Raw genomic sequence first — 18,312 nt, forward strand, 5'->3', positions numbered from 1 at the left:
TATGGACCAAGAACAATTGGAGGCATTCCAAGAGGAACTTGCCAAAACATTCTTTTTCTCAATTCTGAAGGATTTGAGTGAAATTGGAGAAACCCTCTCTGATTTCGAAGTTAAAGTCCTCATCCAAAAGGCTTTGTCTCATTCTCCAAACCTGCAGGTGGAATGGGGAGATATGGATCGATTTGGAAATAGCACCTTACTCGTGAAATATGAATCTAATTTACTTCTCATCGAAGCAAGTCCACTTATTAGTGCCATACGAATTCTCTGGAATGAATACAAATCCAAAGAAAATTAAGCACACTTTCTACTTATAAAATCACTTACTAGCAATCTGAAATTTGCTCATTGTATTTGGTTGATTTCCTCTGAATCTTTCTTTAAAAAAACAAATGTACATAAAAAAAGCCCGAAAGATTTCTCTTCCAGGCTTCTTTTCTACTTAAGGGTTGGTTTATTTAGAATTTAGATTTCTGTTGAAGGTCGTAAATGACTTCTTCTACATTGTCCATATCAATTCTCTTAACACCATTTTCAGTGTGAACAATCAACTGTCCGTTTTCTTGGTTGATGATCGCTCCAATTACTGTTTTACCATCGACTAATACGATTTTTTCAATTCTTTCGTAGTAGTTTACGATGTCTTTTTTAGATTTGAATTCTTTTGGTTGGTTAGCCAAAGAGTCTTCGAATTTTTTCTTCTCTTCTTCTTGGCGTTTCGCAACGTCTTGTTCAATCACTTGTCTCTTAGCATCAATTTCTTGTTTTTTCAACTCATCTAACTTTTCAGTTTGAGCTGATTCGCTAAGTTTTACAATTTCTTGTGCAGTTTGTTTGTCCACTGTCACGATAGTTTTGATTTCTTGCTCTTCGTTTTTAGTAAGTTTAGCACTTTCAACAACGAGTTTTTCTTTCTCAGAAGTTTTGAAGGCTTTTGTCAAATCCAAAGATTTGATGTCAGAAGAAGACTTCGCAAGGTCAGCAGATTTTGCTGATTGAGTGGATGCTTGGTCTTTCTCTAAGATAACTTCTGCTTTTGCAAGAGACTCTTGGAGTTTTTTCAAGTCAGCATTTCCAGAAATTTCTTCTGAAGAAAGTTTTTCTAAAGCAGGAACGCGTGGAGCAAATGCAACCGCACCTTCAACTACTTTCACTTTCGCAGGTTTTCCTTCTGCAGCTTCTACGATAAAAGACGTTCCTCGCACACCCGCAATCGCAGTTGGTGTTACGACAGTAAAGTTGTCTTCTTTCTTAGCTTTGTTGACTTTCGCAAATACTTTTCCTGAAACTAGAGCAATTTGAGTGTCTGTAGTTCCTGAATTGTCTTGAGAGAGTTTTGCAAAGTCAATAGCGGACTTAGGAGAGATACGAATGCTCGATCCATCCGCAAATTGGATGTCTACTTTTCCATTGTCGCCTGTGACTACATTATCCCCGGATTTCAGAAGGGCACCAAGATGCGCTTTTTCTTCTGTTTGGTCTGCGTGTTGGATTTTTGAATCTCCTACCGCAAATACGACTACCGCAGATAAATCTGCTGCTTTTTTAGGTGCTTCGGACACTTCTGCGTCTGGTTTCTTACAAACTGTAAGACCAGTAAAAAGAAGCGCTAGGCCCATTATGGTTAGTTTCGATGCTTTCATATCGTCCTGTCCCTTAGTGAAATTCAACTTTCGTTACTCTAATCAACAAACTGGGTGATATAAAATTCCCAGCTTTTTTGTATTTTTTTCTAGAATGAAAAAAAATTCATTAGTTCGGAAAAAAAATAATTTAGTGACTGGATTTGTAAACGAATATTCAGTATTTTTCCTCGAAACCATCGTTTTTCAAAGGAAAAGTAGGGTTTTTTCGGGAAAATCGCTTTGTCTAAGATGGAGGAAGAAAAAAACTCCCATTATGGCTGAAACCTCTACACTGAACCAAAGACCTGCCTCCTCCATCCAACTTTTGGAAGAAATGGAGAGATTGTATAAAGACCTACCCATGGAAGCCATCGTCAAACAAGACATTCTAAGGCAGGGCATTCATTTTTTACCTGAGTCCTTCTTAGTTAAAGATCCCTATAAATCCAAAGACTATTTTATCTTTTCCTTTGACCATATCCCTCTCGCTGATCTAAAAGACGGGGCAGATACCAAAGCTCCTGAGGAAATCAAAATCTCAGGGGGTCACTTCGGCCTTTTGAAAACAGTGATCTCCACAAGAAACAACCCTAACTCTCCGTACAAAATGAAATCAAAGGAGGGGATCCCTACTTTGTTTTTAGAAGAAATTGAGATTGGTAGTGCCGAGTATCCACCCATTCCATCTTGGTACAGACACAAAACCAAGTCAGGAAAATTACCTGGAGAAGTCGCACCAGTCATCGAATGGGGTTATCTTTTGTATCTCACTGTCTTTCGTAACTGCCAGTACTTTGGCAAAGACGAAGAATGTGCTTATTGCGATATCAATCATAATTACCGCCAACAAAAAGGTGCCGGTAGACCTTATACGGGAGTGAAGGACGTGGAAGACATCCTGGAAGTTCTGTCTTGGGTGGATGCGGAAGACCAAATCGCAAAAGTATACACCCTCACGGGCGGATCCGTTCTTACAAATTTAAAGAAAAAATCCGAAGTGGATTTTTACCTCCAATACCCAGAAGCCATTGAAGCTAAGTTTCCCAAACGTTGGATGGGAAAACTAGTAGCCCAAGCCTTTGAAAAAGAAGACTGCCAAAAGTTCAAAGATGCGGGAATCCAAATCTACCATCCTAACTATGAAGTTTGGGATAAGGCTCTGTTTGAAAAAATTTGTCCTGGAAAATCCAGTTGGATTGGTTACGAAAATTGGATTCGCCGAGTCGTAGATTCTGCAGAAGTATTTGGTCCAGAAAATGTCATCCCGAACTTTGTGGGTGGAGTGGAATTATCTGAACCTTGGGGATTTAAAACCGTAGCAGAAGCCATAACTTCCACAAAACAAGGTTTAGATTTCTTTATGTCCAAAGGGATAGTTCCTAGGTTTACCGCTTGGTGCCCAGAACCTTATACCACCCTTGGCCAACAAGCAGGGCCCCCTCTTGTGTATTTTTGTGAGCTTCTACGTGCTTGGAAAGAAACCTTTGAACAGTACAAGTTGCCCACTCCTCCAGGATATGGGGAACCAGGTCCAGGAAAGGCAGTATTTTCTGTTTCTGCTTTTATGGATGTGATAGGATATTCTGGACGAAATTAGTCCTTTCCTGTACAAAGAAAAAACTAAAATCCGTTTATGCGAAAACAAATCCTACTAACGGGAGTTTTTTCTCTCCTGCTTTTCACGTTTACTTGTCTGAACCCTGAACAGGAAGAACCAAATCGGTTCCGCCAAGGGGTTTTGGACATCAGTGACCTTACGTTCAATGAGAACACCATAGTGGACTTACATGGGGAATGGGAATTGTACTTTGGGGATTTCCATTACCCACCCTTTCATGGGGAAAAAAGACTCACGGGATATTTAGCCATCCCCAATTCTTGGCAAGATGAAGAATTTGGTGGGGAAGAACTGCCAAGGACAGGACATGTCACCTTACGAGCGTTCATTCATATCAGCAAACAAACCATAGGTCAAGAATTAAGAGTTTATATTCCGGATATTGCTTCTTCTTATCGATTTTTTGCTAATGGAGTTCTCATTGGTGGGCAGGGAAAACCGGGAATCAATCAATTTGATGATACACCCAGAATCAAATCCAAATACTATACTCTCATCCCTGATAAGGAAGTGATAGAACTTGTATTTCATATCGCAAACTATGATAATAACTTTGGTGGATTTTGGGCCATTCCGAGTTTAGGAAATAAAAATGCTTTGGACAGAGAGAAGATGCTTTCCATTGCCCGAGAACTTTTTCTATTAGGAGCCCTTGTTCTTATTGGTTTGTATCATTGTGGATTGTATTTTTACAAACGAAAAGAATCGTCGATCTTCTACTTTGCCATCTTTTGTTTTTTGCTTGGGATTCGTTTGGCCTTTACAGGTGAAAGATACATCTTAGAACTATTTCCTAATTTTCATTGGCCGACTGCATTTCGCATTGAGTTTGCTTCCTATTATTTTGCTGTTCCCACATTTTTATTATTTATCTATTCTCTTTTTCCAGAAGAATCCAATCGCAAGTATGTTCGTTATGTACTGATTGCCAGTTCAGTCTTTGCATTTACACTTTTTTTACCAATTTCCGTCTTTACCATTTTGTTGTATGGGTTTCAAGCTTTATCCTTTTTTACAATTGGGTATGTCATTCATATCAATCTAAAGGCAGTTTTCAACAAACGACCGAATTCCAAATTATTTTTTTTAGGTCTTTTGATTTTAGCATTTTCTGTTGCGTTTGATATTTTGCGACACAGCGTAAATAATAGAGGAATTGGTCTTACTCCTTATGCCCTACTCTGTTTTATTTTTATCCAGTCGCTTATCCTCTCCAGTCGGATTGCCAATGCTTTTTTAAGAGCTGAAGAATTAGCGGAAAGTTTAAAGATTAGTAATGAATCTCTATTGGCAGTGACAGAAAATTTGGAACAAATTGTTTCAGAAAGAACCTACCAATTGAATTCCTCTTTAAATCGAATCAAAAAGGACCTCCTCCTTGCCAAAAAAATCCAACAAAAGATCCTTCCAGAAGATGGAATCAAATTCGAACATTTAAAAATCCATTTGTACTTCCAGCCGCAAGACGAAGTAGGCGGAGATTTTTATGATATCTTTGAATTGGATAATGGAACGGTTCGTTTTTTTGTCGCAGATGCCACAGGGCATGGAATCCAAGCGGCACTTTACACAATGGCAATCAAATCAGAATATGAAGCCATCAAACGTTTCATTACCAAAACGGATGATTTGATGAACCATCTCAACCAAAAGATTCAGAACAAATTCTCTGGATTAAAAATTGTTTTTTCTGGATTTTTATTAGATATAGATACCAAAACAAAAACTATCTATTACTCGTCAGCGGGTCACCCAAACCAAATTTTCCAATCAGGTGACAAACAAACCGTTTTAGATCGTACGGGAAATATCATTGGACTAAAAAAGGACCAACCCTATACACAAAAACAATTCCAAATGGCAATGGGAGATAGAATTCTTCTTTTTACCGACGGAATGTTGGAACAGAAAAATGAGGCAAGAGAAGAGTTTGGAATGGAAAGAATCCAAAAGATTCTCACTGATTACCAAGAAAAGGAATCGGAGAGAGTGCTTGCCGAGCTGGTCATCCAACTGTTTCTCTTTCAAAGGAAAGAAGAACAAGAGGATGACCAAACGATGGTTCTTATCGAATGGGAGAAAACTTCTTAAAAGTTTCGAACCAATCTTTATTTTTTTAGAAAAAGATTATCCACACCATTCTTTTCAAATTCGGCATCATACTTTTCTGCTTCCTTGGCGACTTTGTTTTCATAATCTTCAGGAGCCAGTGCTTCTAAATCTTTCGCAGACATTTTTTGTTCTAAATCTCTTTGAGCCAGTTCTGTAGAAAGATCTGTCCAGAAGATATCATCGTTGTAAGGTTCGATATAGGATTCGAATACTTCTTGGAAGTATTCTTCCGAAATGGTAAAAAGTCCATTTTCAGAAGTGATCGGTCCTTTTTCAGCGCCGGCAGAAAGTTTTTTAAGAAGAGATTGGATGAATTCGTCCACAGAAGGATCTGTTTCTTCGTGTGGAGAATTACTCACCCATTCGAACACGGCAAGTGCGTTCAAAAGGTGTTTTGTTTCTTGGGGATTAAGATCTAAATTCATGATTACCTACTTTGTTTCCATGGAAGCAAGAATCCTTCGCATAGGCAAATCAAAGAATGACGGTGGACCGGTTTTCCTTATAGTTTTGGTACATCTGATCGACGAGAAGGCGAAAGCCCGGATCTTCTTTCAGAATTTCTAATTTTTCTTCCAGACTCACAATAGAAAACTTAACGCACAAAGCTTTGGTGACTGTAGGCTTCATACCTAATAAGTAAACAAACAAGTAGTATTGTCAAACAAAAAAATACTAAACGTATGTCACGTATTTATGTCTCGATAGACTTTTGCGATTCGTCTCACTCCCTCTTCCATTTCTTCTTTTCCAAGAAAACTAAAGTTCATCCGAAAGTTTGCGGAGAACTTGCTCTCAGGAGAAAATTCACTACCCGGAACCATGGCAACACCATTGGTTAGACAACCCGCCATCAATTCTTTTTGTGAAACTTTGGGATATTCCACCCAGAGAAACATCCCACCTTCTGGAAGAGAAAACTTTGCTTCAGGAATATATTCCTTCAGTAAAGAAACCAAGATTTTTTGTTTCTCTGAATAGAAGGTTTGGATGGAACGAAGGTGTTCCTTCCAGTCGATTCTTTCCAAAAGTTTCGAGACAACCACTTGAGAGAATTGATTGGAATTCAAATCATTTCCTTGTTTGATGGCAGTGAACAAAGAGCGATAAACTTCTGGAACTACGACCCAACCCAATCTAAATCCAGGAGATAGAATTTTCGAAAAACTTCCCAAAACAAACGTTAGATCAATCCTCTTACGAAATGAACTGACTGATGGATATACTTTTCCATCAAAGTCCAAATATCGATAGGCCTCATCTTCAATGAGAATCACTTCTTTTTCATCCAAAATTGAGGCGATCCGTTTTCTCTTTTCCAAAGACCAAGTATAAGTTGATGGATTTTGGTAAGAAGGGTTTGCATAAAAAATATGGATTTTGTTTTGTGATAAGATTTCTTCCAGCAAGTAAAAATTGGGACCGTCTGGTTCCATTGGTACACTAAAAAAATTGGGTTGGTAGGGAGAAAATGCCTGTAATGCGCCGAGATATACTGGGTCTTCCAATAAAACATTAGTATCCGAATCCATAAACATCTTTCCTAAAATGTCCAAGCCTTGTTGGGATCCATGGGTAACTGAAATAGAATCAGGAGATATCCAATAAACATCAGTTAGTTTTTCTGCAATTTGAGTTCGGAGTGCCTGGTATCCGGAAGAATCCCCATACTGGAGGGCAGTAGCAGAATGGTCTTTTACCACAGACTCCATAACGGAACTTAAAATATCTTTCGGAAGTAGATGCGGATTTGGAAGACCTCCTGCAAAGGAAAGCATATCCGAATTTTCTACCGTTAACTTCAAAATTTCACGAATAACAGAAGTCCGAACAAAAGAAGTTCGTTTAGCTGAAAAAATAGTTGGCATTTCCGTTTTCATTATCATAGAATATCAGAAAAACAATCAACTGTCCATATACAGTTGATTCAGTCTATTCATATACAGTTATACTATGACAAAATACAAACAACTTGCCGCAGACTTAAAAAATGAAATCCAGTTGGGATATTATTCAGAAAAAGAAAGAATTCCCTCTCTTCGAGAAATTCAAAATTTAAAATCATGTAGTCTCACCACAGCCAAGGAAGCCTATCGGATATTAGAAGAAGAAGGGTATATTTTTGTTGTACCTCAATCGGGATACTTTGTCCACCCAAACATAAGCTCAGTCATTTCTGGACCTCAAAATGAATTTTATCCCGCAGTGGAGGCAGATGACAGAATCCAACAAATTATGCGGACAGTGATGGATCCAAAACTTATCTCTTTCGGTGCGGCCATTCCTTCTGATTTTTACCTTCCCTTAGGGGGCCTTGTATCCTCTTTTAAAAAAGCTCTTAAACACAAAGAAATATTTTCTTACGGAGACTTACAAGGAAACTCAGAACTTCGTGAATGGATTAGCAAACGCACATCCATCCAAGGATACAGAGTGAACGCGGAACAATTACAAATCACAAACGGATGTACGGAAGCCATCACATTTTCCTTACTTTCGACAACAGAACCAGGTGATACAGTGATGGTTCCCTCACCTATCTATGTTGGGTTATTTCAAATTTTAGAAACACTCAAACTAAAAGTCGTAGAAATTCCATACAGAAAGGATGTAGGCATATCATCCGATGAATATGAAAAACTGATCAAACGCCATAAACCAAAAGTATTTTTATTTTCAGCTAACTTTAATAATCCGAACGGAATTTTGATGAGTGAAACGTCCAAACAAAGTTTAGCAAAAATTTCTCATAAATATGGAATTCATTTAGTAGAAGATGATATTTATGGGGATTTGTATTTTACTGGAGTAAGGCCAAAACCTCTAGTGAGTTATTTTTCAGAAGAACCAACAGGCCCTAAATCTTTTCTATGTTCTTCGTTTTCCAAAACCATTGCCCCAGGACTTCGCATCGGTTGGGTGGCCTCGAAAAATGGAATCCGAGACTTAAGCAAAAGAACAAGAGCTTATAAAATATCCGAAAACAACCCGACACAGTTGGCGGTGATTCAATTTCTAAAACTACAAACCTATGAAAGACATCTCAAATTCCTACGTATAGAATACAAAAAACTCACCGAGGAGTATACAAAACTTCTTTCTTTTTATAGTGAAGGAATTCTGAAAATTCAAAAGCCGGATGGAGGATTTGTTTTATGGATCAAATCACCGTTAGATGGTGATAAATTACTAAATGAATCCAAAAAAATAGGAATGGCCATAGCTCCGGGCTCTCTTTTTGGTCTTTCCAAACATTGGGATAGTTATTTCAGGCTGAATGTATCGGTTGGATTTTCACCGAAAATCAGAGAGAAACTTTTACAGTTCTCCAAGTTGTTCTTAAAAAAAAGGAAAACCTAATTTTTAAGTTTTTGGTTGCAAACAGAGGAACGAGAACCAACGTTTATGAATATGTCAGAAAACACACGCAAGTATCTGGAAACATCTCAAATCATCCCCTCCAAAGGGATGTCTTACACTATGTATGAAATTGAAGGCCAAGATACAATTTTACGGATGCTCACCTTTATTCCAGACAATGATGAAATTCACATCTATCCCAAACCACCGGTAAAAAAACTTTATAAGCCGGAACTTTGTAAAAAGGTAGAAGAGAATGAATTTTTAGGTCTTTGGACTATGGGAGAAGAAAGGAAGGCAGGAAATTAGGCAACCGTGGCCCCGGACAGAATCGAACTGCCGACACGAGGATTTTCAGTCCTCTGCTCTACCGACTGAGCTACAGGGCCTTCGGTTACAACCAAAGTATTTTTTCACATCCCTCTGTCAACGAACCTTTATAAATTTTGTGAGGACACTATGAAGACCCATCTGAAACCGTTCACCGCCGCCATTCTATCAGCACTCCTCTTCGTCCATTGTGCCTCAACACTCCACAAAACAGGGATTAGTCTGGAGAGATACAGGTCCGACTTAGAAACCAAATCCATTTTGGTAGAAAACTTAAACTGGAAGTATACGGAAAAAACCGGTGAAAAAGAAACTCTCGTCGTGGTACATGGATTTGGTGGAGATAAGGACCACTGGACGCGATTTTCAAGATACCTCCCGGAAGGAATCCGAGTCATCGCCCCCGATTTGCCTGGTTTTGGAGAATCAGACAAACCAGAAGGAATTGTCTACACCCAAGAAGCCCAGGCGGATCGGCTCTACCAATTCACTGAAAAATTGGGGCTTACCCAATTTCACTTAGCTGGGAACTCCATGGGTGGTGGAATCGCAGGAATTTTTGCGGCTAAATATCCAGAGAAAGTAAAATCTCTAATTCTCTTTGACAATGCAGGCGTCAAAAGCCCCACACCAAGTGAAATGCAAAAAATCGAGATGTCAGGGAAAGAAAGCCCCCTCTTACTCTCAAGTCCCGAAGACTTTGATAGACTCATCGCATTTACCTTTGTGAAGCCACCCTATCTTCCTGGTTTTTTAAAAACTTATTTTGCAAAAAAATCCTTTGCCAATAGAGACTGGAACGCCTCCATCCTAAAACAAATCCGTAGCGAAGGTTATTTTCTAGAAGCCAAATTAGAAAAAATTAAGTCTCCCACCCTTGTGATTTGGGGAAAAGAAGACAAAGTCATTCATTATACAGTGATGGACGTTTTAAAAAAGAAAATGAAAAGAACACCAGATACAGTCCTTTTGGAAAATATGGGACATGCTCCGATGATTGAAGACCCTCCCTTGTCCGCCAAACTAGTACAAGACTGGATTTTCAACCTACAAACGCCCAAAAAATAATTCAAAAATACTTTAGTATTTTTTTTCTAATTTAGGATAAAAAAATACTTGTACTTTCATGGGTTTTTTATGTTATAAACCCAGTGCGCCTAAAACATAACAACAAAACATTGATAGGAATTACTGGATCCATTGGGTCTGGGAAGTCCACTGTACTTGCTATGTTTGGCGAGTTGGGTGCTAAAACCATAAGCTCCGATACTATTGCTCGCAGTTTCACAGAGCCTAATAGCCCGGTCATAAAAGAATTAGTTTCTATATTCGGCGAAGCCATCATAGATGCAAACGGAGCTCCCTTCAGGGCTAAAATTGCAGAATTAGCCTTCTCCGACAAAGCAAAGCTAAACGCACTAAACGAACTCCTCCACCCATTAGTCCGCAAATCCTTCTTGGAATTTTTAAACTCACAAAACGAAGGAAGTATTATCGCTTGGGAAGTCCCCCTTCTCTTTGAAACAGATGCGCACACTCTATGCGACTTTACAGTCACAGTTTCGGTTAAACCCGAAGTGGCCTGGGAGCGAGTGATGGGACGTGGTGGGATGGATCAGGAAGATTTTAAAAAAAGGAATCTCTCCCAAATGGACTTAGAGAAAAAAAAGTCTCTCTCCGATTTTATCGTAACGAACGATAATCAAAGGGAAGAGTTAAAAGAACAAATCGCTATCATCTATTCAGAAATCAAAAAAAGGATTCAAAAATGAAAGAAAGAGTATTTTACGTAATCAACTTAGATAAACAAAGAATTGGAGTTTTGTCCCTCTTTCTTTTTGCACTTTTCTTTTCGATTTTCTTTCTAGGAGTGTCCGTAGGAAAGGGAAAACAAGAAGAGATGGCCACTCGAGAAAAATTACTGGAACAAACACCCAAATCTCCCGAGTCAACAGACAGTTCTATTCCTTCTCCAACGGCCACAAATGTAGCAGAGGCAGCTGCGGGAACGAATGCCGCTTCTTCTCTCATCCAAGGAACCAAAGTCAAAGACCAAACGAACCTCGGCGGGGAAATTCCAATGGCGGATGTCGGAAACCACCCTTACTTTGTGGAAACCTCTACTGCCAAAGATGAGGAAGAGGAAAAGAAACAACAGATTGTTGACCTAACTAAACGTTCAGAAAAACGAGTTTCTTCGAACAAACAGGAAGAACGATTTAGAAACCTGGCTCCGACTTCAAAACATTCGAAGTCGCAAAAAAACTCTTCACAAATGGGGAGTGCTCCGAAATCAGAAGGGAAACAATTTACCATTCAGTTGGCAGCTTTAACAAGTAGACAATCGGCTGAGACATTTTTATCACAACTGAAAGCAGATAACCATGGTAAGTTGGCAGCAAAATCCTTCATCGTAGTTAAAAATGGTTTCTTTGTGGTGCAAATGGGAAAATCAAAAGATAAATCTTCCCTTACCAAAGTCCTATCCAAAACTTCCATGCCTAAAGAAATAAAATCCAAAGCCATGGTCGTGAGTTACCAACCGCTTTCCTAAAAAAAGATCGTCAAAAAAACCTTGGCCTTCGGCTTTCCTAAATTATTTTAGGAGAGCCTTTTTCTACCTAAAGGAATAACACCTAACTTTGATTCCAATCCTGAAACTAAAAATCAAAGTCGCCAAAAGATGGTTTGGCGCAATCCTCAAAGGAGATTATTTTCGGTTTGGGTTGAAACAGCCAAACAAAATAGATTGGAATTGGCAGGAAGAAACGACAATTAGCCTCCCCATTTTTGACTCTCCTCTGAAAGAAGGAAAACTCCATAACCTTAGTATTGCCATCGAGAAGATTAATGGTAGAGTTTTAGATCCAGGTAAGATCTTTTCTTTTTGGTATGAAATTGGTGACCCCACAATCAAGAAAGGCTACAAAGAAGGAAGAGTCATTCGGAATGGATTGGTTGGATCGGAAATTGCCGGTGGCCTTTGCCAATTGTCAGGAATCATTTATTACCTCTCTTTAGAGCTTGGCCTCCGTATCCGAGAGCGATTCCCCCACTCTCGTGATTTGTATACAGAAGAAACTAGATTTACCCCGCTAGGTACTGATGCCTCTGTTGTTTATCCTACAAAGGATTTACGAATCCAAAATACATTTCCCTTTCCATTACTTTTACATTGGAAACTTACCGATTCAACACTTACATTCTCTATCCGTTCCAAAGAACCACTAAAAAGAAGGAAATTGTATTTCCAACAGACCCCAAAAAAGGGATTTTCGAATGTAAAAGTCTTTTTAGAATCAGAAGAAGATGGCAATTTCCTCTTATGTTCTTCCGATGATTACCTACTTTAAAAAGAAGGGAACCGTCCTCGGAATTTTTCTTTTCATTGTTTGTTTACAATTGGCAGTTCAGTTTAGTTCGAATTTTGCCTACGGTGCAGATGGTTATTATTACGCAGCACAAGTAAATTCCTATGTTACGAAAGGACGTTTTTTTAGTCCGGATTCTTCCCCTGTATTGTACGGGCTTGTTTACTTTTCGAAACTAGGAACGAATATTATCACTACGAATAAAGTTTTTGTTTCCTTACTTGTTGGTGTATTGTTTCTTTCGGGTTATAGACTAGCACTTCTAATTAGCAAAACAATTTCTGCTTCGATTCTATTTGGCCTCCTTCTTGTTTCTTCTTCTTTTTTGCCTCATTTTAGTTTTAACTTTATAAAAAACTTAGGAGGGATAATTTTTTTTATCTTATTTCTTACCGAACTTTGGGTTTTAGAAAAGAATGAAAAGAAAGATAACCTAATAACATACATTCGGTTAGGTTTTACTTTTATATTGGTTTTTTTCAGCCACAAAATTACGGCAGGTATTTCCTTAGTCTTTCTTCTTGTTTGGGTTTGGAATCAACTTCCTATTTCCAAAATCTATCGTCTTTGTATCCTAACTAGCTTACCACTGAGCCTTTTGGGTTTGACTCTTTTTTTTCCAAACCTTTTGCACTGGAATGATGTAAAAACAATTGTATCAGAAGAGTTAGATTTCCAATTCATATCCCCTTTTTATCAATATTCAAAAATCTTCCCTGAATTCGTTTGGGAACAAATTCTATTCTTTGTATCTCCCTTTATCTATCTTTTAACAAGGTCTTCGCTTGATCCAAAATCAAAGTCTTTCTATGACAAATCTTTCGTTTTATTTTTTTTACTTACACTTCCTATCTTCAGTTATACGGCTTTTAGTTTTCCGTTTCGATTGTTTCTACTTGTGTTTATTCCTGGATGTATCCTCCTACTCCCGTCACTCGCAAGAATTCAATCACAAGCTGTAGTTGCCATTTTATGTATTTTCCTTTTTCTCTACCAAGGATTTACTTTGATTCGAGGAAAGGATTTCAATAATCAGGATTATAAACTCTACTCTATTTTACTTCCGCTATTTCAATTCCCAAAAGATAGTTTGATCATTGTCCACCAAGGTTTTGATTATTTTATCTGTTATCACAAAGCGGGAGACGCCTTCCATTTTTTACCGGAAGAAAAACATAAAGATAGACCTATTTATCGGATGGCCTACGGAGTTTCTGCTATGGAATATCAGAAGTATCTTCCCAAAGAAGTAAAAATACAATACTTACCTGGCTTTTATTCGGTATTGGAAGAAAGAAATTGGCAGGAGTTTTTGAAAACACTTCCTGCCGAATCAAAAAAACGTATTTTGGATTGGAAAAATCCTCATACATATAGAACAAATACAATGTTACGAAATGATTCTTTTAAGGACCCGAGTAAGAAGATTTAGTATAAGCATATTCACTAACACATGCTACATCCTTTTCTTTTTTTTCCCGAAGTAATAAAAGTTTATCGTTACAGACATAAAAGTAAAAATCCACTTTTCCCGCAACAGGATAGGTGCTAAGAGAAACTAAATGACTGTCAGAATCGGAATATCCGGTATAGGCATTATTATAGGCAGTCCTTTCTTCTTCGGTTTGTGGGTATTGGATAAAAACGGAAGGCCGAATAAACCGGGACTTTGTGTCCAATACCAAATGGTCGGAGTATACATCAAAGACACCTTCTAGTTTTTCGCTGATTCCAGAATACTGATTGAACTCCCTATAAATAAAACTCTCTCCATCAAACTCGATCGTCTTGGAACATTCCATTCGATCGGGAAGTTTACAGAATACAAAATTTCCTTGGACGGCAGCAATCATGGCATCCCGAGATTCCACTTTAGTAATCGAAAGATAACCACCAAACACCCAACCGGTGATTTCTTTGGATTGGACCCGATACCAATACGCAGAAAGGCCATCGATTTCCGTATCATTTTCTGATCTTTCCAAAACCTTCACTTCATCGCCAAGTTTTAGTTTCCCAACTTTCTCACCATCTAAGGTAGGAGTTTTTCTCGCATTGAGAACAGTGGCGGAAATGAAGGCATTTTTACCCACTTCAACAGTAGGAGTTTTTTTACACTGAAAGAAAATAAGGGAGGTTAGGATGACTAAGAACAGTTTCTTCATGGAAGAAAGATTGGTTTTTGGGAGAAATTTTGGCAAGAAAAAATAAGGGTTATGGAAAAAGAATTGCCACCTAATAAAACATAGGTGGTTTCAAAATAAAACCTATTTTGTAAAGAGAGAGGCCAAGGAAGTAAGTTGCGAAGTGATATCACCACCTGGTTCCTTTCCATCTGGTGAAAGTTTATCAATCACAACAGGCAATAAATTTCCAATAAGGCCCGCAGTCGCTTCTGAATCCAAACCTACTTTTTTTGCTAACTCTTGAATCGAATCATTTCCCAAGACTTTCAAGACATCGGAGGCACCGATATTCACATTTTCTCCCGTTCCCACCCAAGAAGAGGCTGCATCTGCAAATCCTTTATCCTTAAACTTTTGTACGATTCCGGAAACGCCACCATTCTCCTCCACGATCTTTTGGATCCCTGAAACGATTTGTGGATTGTTTTGTACCAACTCTACTGCCTGAGCTGCAACGGCTTTCAAACTTTCGAAAAAACTCATGACAAGGATGATGATGAAAAAAAGGAAAAAGGAAAGATATTTTTTGAATTCTATTTTTTATTTACTTTTTTTCAAATCAAATTTGCCTTAAAAAAACTAAGCCATTTCTCCGGAAAAGGGAAAATCAATATTTCCGTTATGCGAAATTTCTAATGCATTACCAACAGCGAAAATCTCAACAGGAACAAAATGGAGACTCATTATGAAAACACAAGGAACCCTTTCTATTTTTTTATTTCTATCACTCGATGGTTTTTATAAAGGAGAAAACGAAGACATCTCTTGGCATTCTCATGGTGCCGAGGAATCCAAGTTTTCGGAAGAAAATCTAAATTCAGGAAACACCTTACTCTTTGGCAAACGAACTTTCCTGATGATGGAGTCCTTTTGGACAAGTAAAGAAGCCTTCCAATTATTCCCCAAAATCGCCGAACAAATGAAAAATGCTAAAAAACTAGTCCTCTCTCATTCGGAAGTCGAGACAACTTGGAACCATACGGAAACTCTAAAACCAAACTGGATTGAACAGATCATGCAGTTAAAAAAAGAAGGAACGAGTTTGACCATCTTAGGTAGCGGAGAGGTGGTTCGACAATGTTGTGAGTTACAACTGCTTGATGAATACTTGCTAATGATAGATCCCATTGCAATAGGATCCGGACAATCACTCTTCGGGGGATTAAAATCACCAAAACTGTTCCCACTCAAATCCACCAGAACTTTTACTAACGGATCGGTATTGTTAAAATATGGAAATTGATGGAACTTTAGCTTTTGAATTCAACCTTGTTCGAATACCATTCCCAGAACACGACTCATTGTATCTTTTTTAAGCATCCAAACAAAAACATCTTCTTAAATAAAATTTCAAAACATAAAGTTAAAACCAGATCCTACTTTAACCGTTTTTGTATTCGAAATACAATAATTTATTGCATTTCGTTTCCGAATCAACCAACATCAACCCAGTGTTAGTTTCCTAACTTTCTATGTTAAATAAAACATTCATTCAAAATCTGAATCTTAGACTCCTGCCTTTGATACTATCATTGGGCCTTGTGGGTTGTTGGACCAATCCTCTCACCCATCCGCCAATTGAATGTTTGATGAAGTTAAACAACTCCCTTTGTCCCGATAAAAAACTTCTGGAAAAATGGTCACCTTTCCTCTTTTTATCACTTCTTCCGGAATCAACCGTTACTATCTCGAACTTAACCAACCACTCCATAGTAGAAACAGGTTTTGTTGTTGGAACTGTTTCTGCAGGCCAACCCTATGTCAATGTTTGGACCGATGATATCCTCCATACCCAAGTTCCTGTCATAGATGGAACCTGGCGATATGCCTTACCTGCCAAAGCAGTCAGTAACACCTTCTGGACTTATGGAAGCCTCCATACCATAACCGTACATTTGCCATTTGAGAAACCCAAAACCATCCAAGTGCGTAAAGGAACCAATCATGATACTGATGGAGATGGGTATCCCGATTTGATAGTATCGGCAACACCAGCCAATAATGTCCAAGGATATGGTTATGTGTACAGAACGAATTCCATTACCAAACAACTAACGACAACGCCTGATACTACACTGACTGACGGTCAAACTACGGGTACCTATTTCGGAAGTCGGATTGGATCAGGAGACTTTAATGGAGATGGATATGCAGATATATTAGTTGGTGCGCAAGCATATAGTGGTGCAATTGGAAGAGTCTATGAATTTTTAAGCAGAGGCCAATCAGGAATTCCTTCTCAAAATCTAAATGCTGGCGGATCTGCGGATGCAATTCTTGATGGAGTGACAGGTGGTGGAAGATTTGGAACCAATATCATCGGAGCCGATATCAATTACGATGGTTATGACGATGCGGCATTTGCCTCACCCTGGGAAAATGAATTATTTATTTTTTTTAGCCAAGGCATAACTGCAATATCCTCCCAAAACACAAATACCGCGAATTTTGTTTTTAAAAATCCTACTAGAATCACTCCCCCTGTTAACCCCGATGATAATTTCGGATCTTGGGCTTATCCTGGAGATGTCAATGGAGATGGGTTTCAAGACCTGGTTGTCAGTGCGGCCACCTATTCCTCTAACTTGGGAAGGATATATATTTTCGTTTCCAATCAAGGATCCTTACCTGCAAGTCCTCAACAAATGCTCGTAGCTCCACTGGAACCCGCACCTGGTTGTGCAGCAGGAGTTGGGTGTTTTTTTGGTTCCGCATTTGTTTTAGATTATTTTAATGGCGACAATTGTATCGATCTAGCCGTTGGAGGCTACTCATTTAATTCCTACCAAGGAATTGTTCATATATATCATTCCACTTGTGATCCAATAAATCCTTATGGGAGTGTACCGAATGCCACTCTACTTGGTCCCTCGACAGCAAGCTGTAGTATAAACAGGTGCAATTTTGGAGGAACCTTGGCATCGGGAGATACGAATGGAGATGGTCGACCCGATCTTTTAATTGGAGCTACGGGAGCGGGAGCCATTGCCGGGATTGGAGACGTATACTTAGTGTTAAATGATCCAATTACTGGGTTTCGGAATATGAATCTAAGTGCCGGAGAATCTGCCGATAGTCTTTTCTCAGGCGCAAATGCTATCTCCAATTTTTCTATGAGCCTCAAGCTTCAAGACACCAATGCGGATGGACTTCAAGACATTGTCATCTCGGAACCTACTACTACCAATCGAGTCTATACATTCCAAAGTGTGCGTGGTGGTGTGCCTGCAAGCCAGAACCTAAATTTAGGCGGAGTGGCCAGCCAAACCCTCGCACCACCTGCAGGAACTTCTTTGGGAAATTCCTTTGCAGATTTGAGTAGAAAGGCAAAGATATATCTTTGGGCTTTGGTTGAAAAAACAAAAGAGTATTTTGGAATGATTTAATAGAGGATCGGATCTTATTATCTCTTTGTCCTACGCACCATCGTTATGTGCTTGAAAATAGAATACAATCTCCGAATAAAATTAAATGTAGACGTTTGGTGCCAATGGCGACTCGATAGAAAAAAAGAGCCATCTTGGTGCGATTCCAAGATTCAAAAAAGCTATTTCTCCTTTTATACATTACATTTTTATGATGCAGACTCCCTATCAACAATCCCAATACAAGTCTCACCATATCCAAAAAAGAAACCGAGGACAAAATAAAAACCTACACTTCAATCAAAGCGATCAGTTGCCAGTTTGATCCTTTTCGCTCTGGACTCT

The 18,312-nt window shown here is 38.7% G+C and carries 17 protein-coding genes and 1 tRNA gene; 12 read left to right on the forward strand and 6 right to left on the reverse strand.

The window, feature by feature from the left end; genetic code table 11:
• Position 1 precedes the first annotated feature (1 nt).
• Complete coding sequence (locus LEP1GSC195_RS07175) at positions 2 to 298, forward strand: hypothetical protein (protein ID WP_015680793.1); 297 nt, start codon at positions 2 to 4, stop codon at positions 296 to 298.
• A 160-nt stretch (positions 299 to 458) separates the two neighbouring features.
• Here the strand turns inward: LEP1GSC195_RS07175 and LEP1GSC195_RS07180 are convergent, their stop codons facing one another.
• Positions 459 to 1,643: a lipoprotein LipL45 gene (locus LEP1GSC195_RS07180; protein WP_040506532.1), complete on the reverse strand. Its 1,185-nt coding sequence runs from the start codon at positions 1,641 to 1,643 to the stop codon at positions 459 to 461.
• Between the two features lie 256 nt (positions 1,644 to 1,899).
• Between LEP1GSC195_RS07180 and LEP1GSC195_RS07185 the strand changes: the two genes are divergently transcribed.
• Positions 1,900 to 3,222 (forward strand): radical SAM protein, encoded by a 1,323-nt coding sequence (locus LEP1GSC195_RS07185; protein ID WP_040506997.1) that lies wholly within the window; start codon positions 1,900 to 1,902, stop codon positions 3,220 to 3,222.
• A gap of 36 nt (positions 3,223 to 3,258) precedes the next feature.
• Positions 3,259 to 5,334, forward strand: a complete 2,076-nt coding sequence (locus LEP1GSC195_RS07190; protein WP_015681192.1) for a PP2C family protein-serine/threonine phosphatase — start codon at positions 3,259 to 3,261, stop codon at positions 5,332 to 5,334.
• Positions 5,335 to 5,351: 17 nt separating this feature from the next.
• On the opposite strand, the gene LEP1GSC195_RS07195 is transcribed toward LEP1GSC195_RS07190, so the two are convergent.
• Both LEP1GSC195_RS07195 and LEP1GSC195_RS07200 read right to left on the reverse strand, forming a co-directional pair.
• Positions 5,352 to 5,780, reverse strand: coding sequence for a hypothetical protein (locus LEP1GSC195_RS07195; protein ID WP_015680549.1), 429 nt, complete (start codon positions 5,778 to 5,780; stop codon positions 5,352 to 5,354).
• Between the two features lie 261 nt (positions 5,781 to 6,041).
• On the reverse strand, positions 6,042 to 7,235 hold the full coding sequence (locus LEP1GSC195_RS07200; protein WP_015682032.1) for an aminotransferase-like domain-containing protein: 1,194 nt from the start codon (positions 7,233 to 7,235) through the stop codon (positions 6,042 to 6,044).
• A gap of 73 nt (positions 7,236 to 7,308) precedes the next feature.
• On the opposite strand from LEP1GSC195_RS07200, the gene LEP1GSC195_RS07205 reads away from it, so the two are divergent.
• Both LEP1GSC195_RS07205 and LEP1GSC195_RS07210 read left to right on the forward strand, forming a co-directional pair.
• The gene (locus tag LEP1GSC195_RS07205) at positions 7,309 to 8,715 is read left to right on the forward strand and encodes an aminotransferase-like domain-containing protein (RefSeq protein WP_015681367.1); all 1,407 of its coding nucleotides are present in this window, start codon (positions 7,309 to 7,311) and stop codon (positions 8,713 to 8,715) included.
• Positions 8,716 to 8,766: 51 nt separating this feature from the next.
• The gene (locus LEP1GSC195_RS07210; RefSeq protein ID WP_039937811.1) at positions 8,767 to 9,024 is read left to right on the forward strand and encodes a hypothetical protein; all 258 of its coding nucleotides are present in this window, start codon (positions 8,767 to 8,769) and stop codon (positions 9,022 to 9,024) included.
• A 7-nt stretch (positions 9,025 to 9,031) separates the two neighbouring features.
• On the opposite strand, the gene LEP1GSC195_RS07215 is transcribed toward LEP1GSC195_RS07210, so the two are convergent.
• Positions 9,032 to 9,104, reverse strand: a tRNA-Phe gene (locus LEP1GSC195_RS07215).
• Between the two features lie 70 nt (positions 9,105 to 9,174).
• On the opposite strand from LEP1GSC195_RS07215, the gene LEP1GSC195_RS07220 reads away from it, so the two are divergent.
• From LEP1GSC195_RS07220 to LEP1GSC195_RS07240, 5 genes are all read left to right on the forward strand, one after another.
• A complete protein-coding gene (locus tag LEP1GSC195_RS07220; RefSeq protein WP_015682403.1) occupies positions 9,175 to 10,113 on the forward strand; it encodes an alpha/beta fold hydrolase in 939 nt (312 codons plus the stop codon).
• 83 nt (positions 10,114 to 10,196) lie between these two features.
• Positions 10,197 to 10,817, forward strand: a complete 621-nt coding sequence (gene coaE, locus LEP1GSC195_RS07225; protein ID WP_040506534.1) for a dephospho-CoA kinase — start codon at positions 10,197 to 10,199, stop codon at positions 10,815 to 10,817.
• Positions 10,814 to 11,599 (forward strand): SPOR domain-containing protein, encoded by a 786-nt coding sequence (locus tag LEP1GSC195_RS07230; RefSeq protein ID WP_015680641.1) that lies wholly within the window; start codon positions 10,814 to 10,816, stop codon positions 11,597 to 11,599. Before coaE ends, LEP1GSC195_RS07230 begins: the two co-directional genes overlap by 4 nt.
• 88 nt (positions 11,600 to 11,687) lie before the next feature.
• Complete coding sequence (locus LEP1GSC195_RS07235) at positions 11,688 to 12,398, forward strand: VanW family protein (protein WP_015682291.1); 711 nt, start codon at positions 11,688 to 11,690, stop codon at positions 12,396 to 12,398.
• Positions 12,355 to 13,848, forward strand: a complete 1,494-nt coding sequence (locus tag LEP1GSC195_RS07240; RefSeq protein WP_015681066.1) for a hypothetical protein — start codon at positions 12,355 to 12,357, stop codon at positions 13,846 to 13,848. The genes LEP1GSC195_RS07235 and LEP1GSC195_RS07240 overlap by 44 nt, the downstream gene beginning before the upstream one ends.
• On the opposite strand, the gene LEP1GSC195_RS07245 is transcribed toward LEP1GSC195_RS07240, so the two are convergent.
• Positions 13,823 to 14,581, reverse strand: coding sequence for an SH3 domain-containing protein (locus LEP1GSC195_RS07245; RefSeq protein WP_015681532.1), 759 nt, complete (start codon positions 14,579 to 14,581; stop codon positions 13,823 to 13,825). The two genes, LEP1GSC195_RS07240 and LEP1GSC195_RS07245, sit on opposite strands and share 26 nt — an antisense overlap.
• 102 nt (positions 14,582 to 14,683) lie before the next feature.
• A complete protein-coding gene (locus tag LEP1GSC195_RS07250; RefSeq protein ID WP_040506535.1) occupies positions 14,684 to 15,085 on the reverse strand; it encodes a YidB family protein in 402 nt (133 codons plus the stop codon).
• A gap of 202 nt (positions 15,086 to 15,287) precedes the next feature.
• On the opposite strand from LEP1GSC195_RS07250, the gene LEP1GSC195_RS07255 reads away from it, so the two are divergent.
• Together LEP1GSC195_RS07255 and LEP1GSC195_RS07260 are read left to right on the forward strand one after the other, a co-directional pair.
• Positions 15,288 to 15,845 (forward strand): dihydrofolate reductase family protein, encoded by a 558-nt coding sequence (locus LEP1GSC195_RS07255; RefSeq protein WP_015682018.1) that lies wholly within the window; start codon positions 15,288 to 15,290, stop codon positions 15,843 to 15,845.
• A gap of 229 nt (positions 15,846 to 16,074) precedes the next feature.
• Entirely contained in the window at positions 16,075 to 17,988 is a 1,914-nt protein-coding gene (locus LEP1GSC195_RS07260; protein WP_015681805.1) for an FG-GAP-like repeat-containing protein, read from the forward strand.
• Positions 17,989 to 18,312: the final 324 nt, after the last annotated feature.

Origin of the sequence: Leptospira wolbachii serovar Codice str. CDC (assembly GCF_000332515.2) — a bacterium.
Classification (GTDB): Bacteria; Spirochaetota; Leptospiria; order Leptospirales; family Leptospiraceae; genus Leptospira_A; species Leptospira_A wolbachii.

What these genes read in the sequence shown, in the direction of transcription:
- LEP1GSC195_RS07210 (WP_039937811.1), top strand. Translation starts at nt 8,767, where the DNA reads ATGTCAGAAAACACACGCAAGTATCTGGAAACATCTCAAATCATCCCC.
- LEP1GSC195_RS07220 (WP_015682403.1), top strand. Translation starts at nt 9,175, where the DNA reads ATGAAGACCCATCTGAAACCGTTCACCGCCGCCATTCTATCAGCACTC.
- LEP1GSC195_RS07195 (WP_015680549.1), bottom strand. Translation starts at nt 5,780, where the DNA reads ATGAATTTAGATCTTAATCCCCAAGAAACAAAACACCTTTTGAACGCA.
- LEP1GSC195_RS07260 (WP_015681805.1), top strand. Translation starts at nt 16,075, where the DNA reads ATGTTAAATAAAACATTCATTCAAAATCTGAATCTTAGACTCCTGCCT.
- LEP1GSC195_RS07230 (WP_015680641.1), top strand. Translation starts at nt 10,814, where the DNA reads ATGAAAGAAAGAGTATTTTACGTAATCAACTTAGATAAACAAAGAATT.
- LEP1GSC195_RS07185 (WP_040506997.1), top strand. Translation starts at nt 1,900, where the DNA reads ATGGCTGAAACCTCTACACTGAACCAAAGACCTGCCTCCTCCATCCAA.
- LEP1GSC195_RS07200 (WP_015682032.1), bottom strand. Translation starts at nt 7,235, where the DNA reads ATGAAAACGGAAATGCCAACTATTTTTTCAGCTAAACGAACTTCTTTT.
- LEP1GSC195_RS07205 (WP_015681367.1), top strand. Translation starts at nt 7,309, where the DNA reads ATGACAAAATACAAACAACTTGCCGCAGACTTAAAAAATGAAATCCAG.
- LEP1GSC195_RS07240 (WP_015681066.1), top strand. Translation starts at nt 12,355, where the DNA reads ATGGCAATTTCCTCTTATGTTCTTCCGATGATTACCTACTTTAAAAAG.
- LEP1GSC195_RS07250 (WP_040506535.1), bottom strand. Translation starts at nt 15,085, where the DNA reads ATGAGTTTTTTCGAAAGTTTGAAAGCCGTTGCAGCTCAGGCAGTAGAG.
- LEP1GSC195_RS07190 (WP_015681192.1), top strand. Translation starts at nt 3,259, where the DNA reads ATGCGAAAACAAATCCTACTAACGGGAGTTTTTTCTCTCCTGCTTTTC.
- LEP1GSC195_RS07175 (WP_015680793.1), top strand. Translation starts at nt 2, where the DNA reads ATGGACCAAGAACAATTGGAGGCATTCCAAGAGGAACTTGCCAAAACA.
- LEP1GSC195_RS07180 (WP_040506532.1), bottom strand. Translation starts at nt 1,643, where the DNA reads ATGAAAGCATCGAAACTAACCATAATGGGCCTAGCGCTTCTTTTTACT.
- LEP1GSC195_RS07245 (WP_015681532.1), bottom strand. Translation starts at nt 14,581, where the DNA reads ATGAAGAAACTGTTCTTAGTCATCCTAACCTCCCTTATTTTCTTTCAG.
- LEP1GSC195_RS07255 (WP_015682018.1), top strand. Translation starts at nt 15,288, where the DNA reads ATGAAAACACAAGGAACCCTTTCTATTTTTTTATTTCTATCACTCGAT.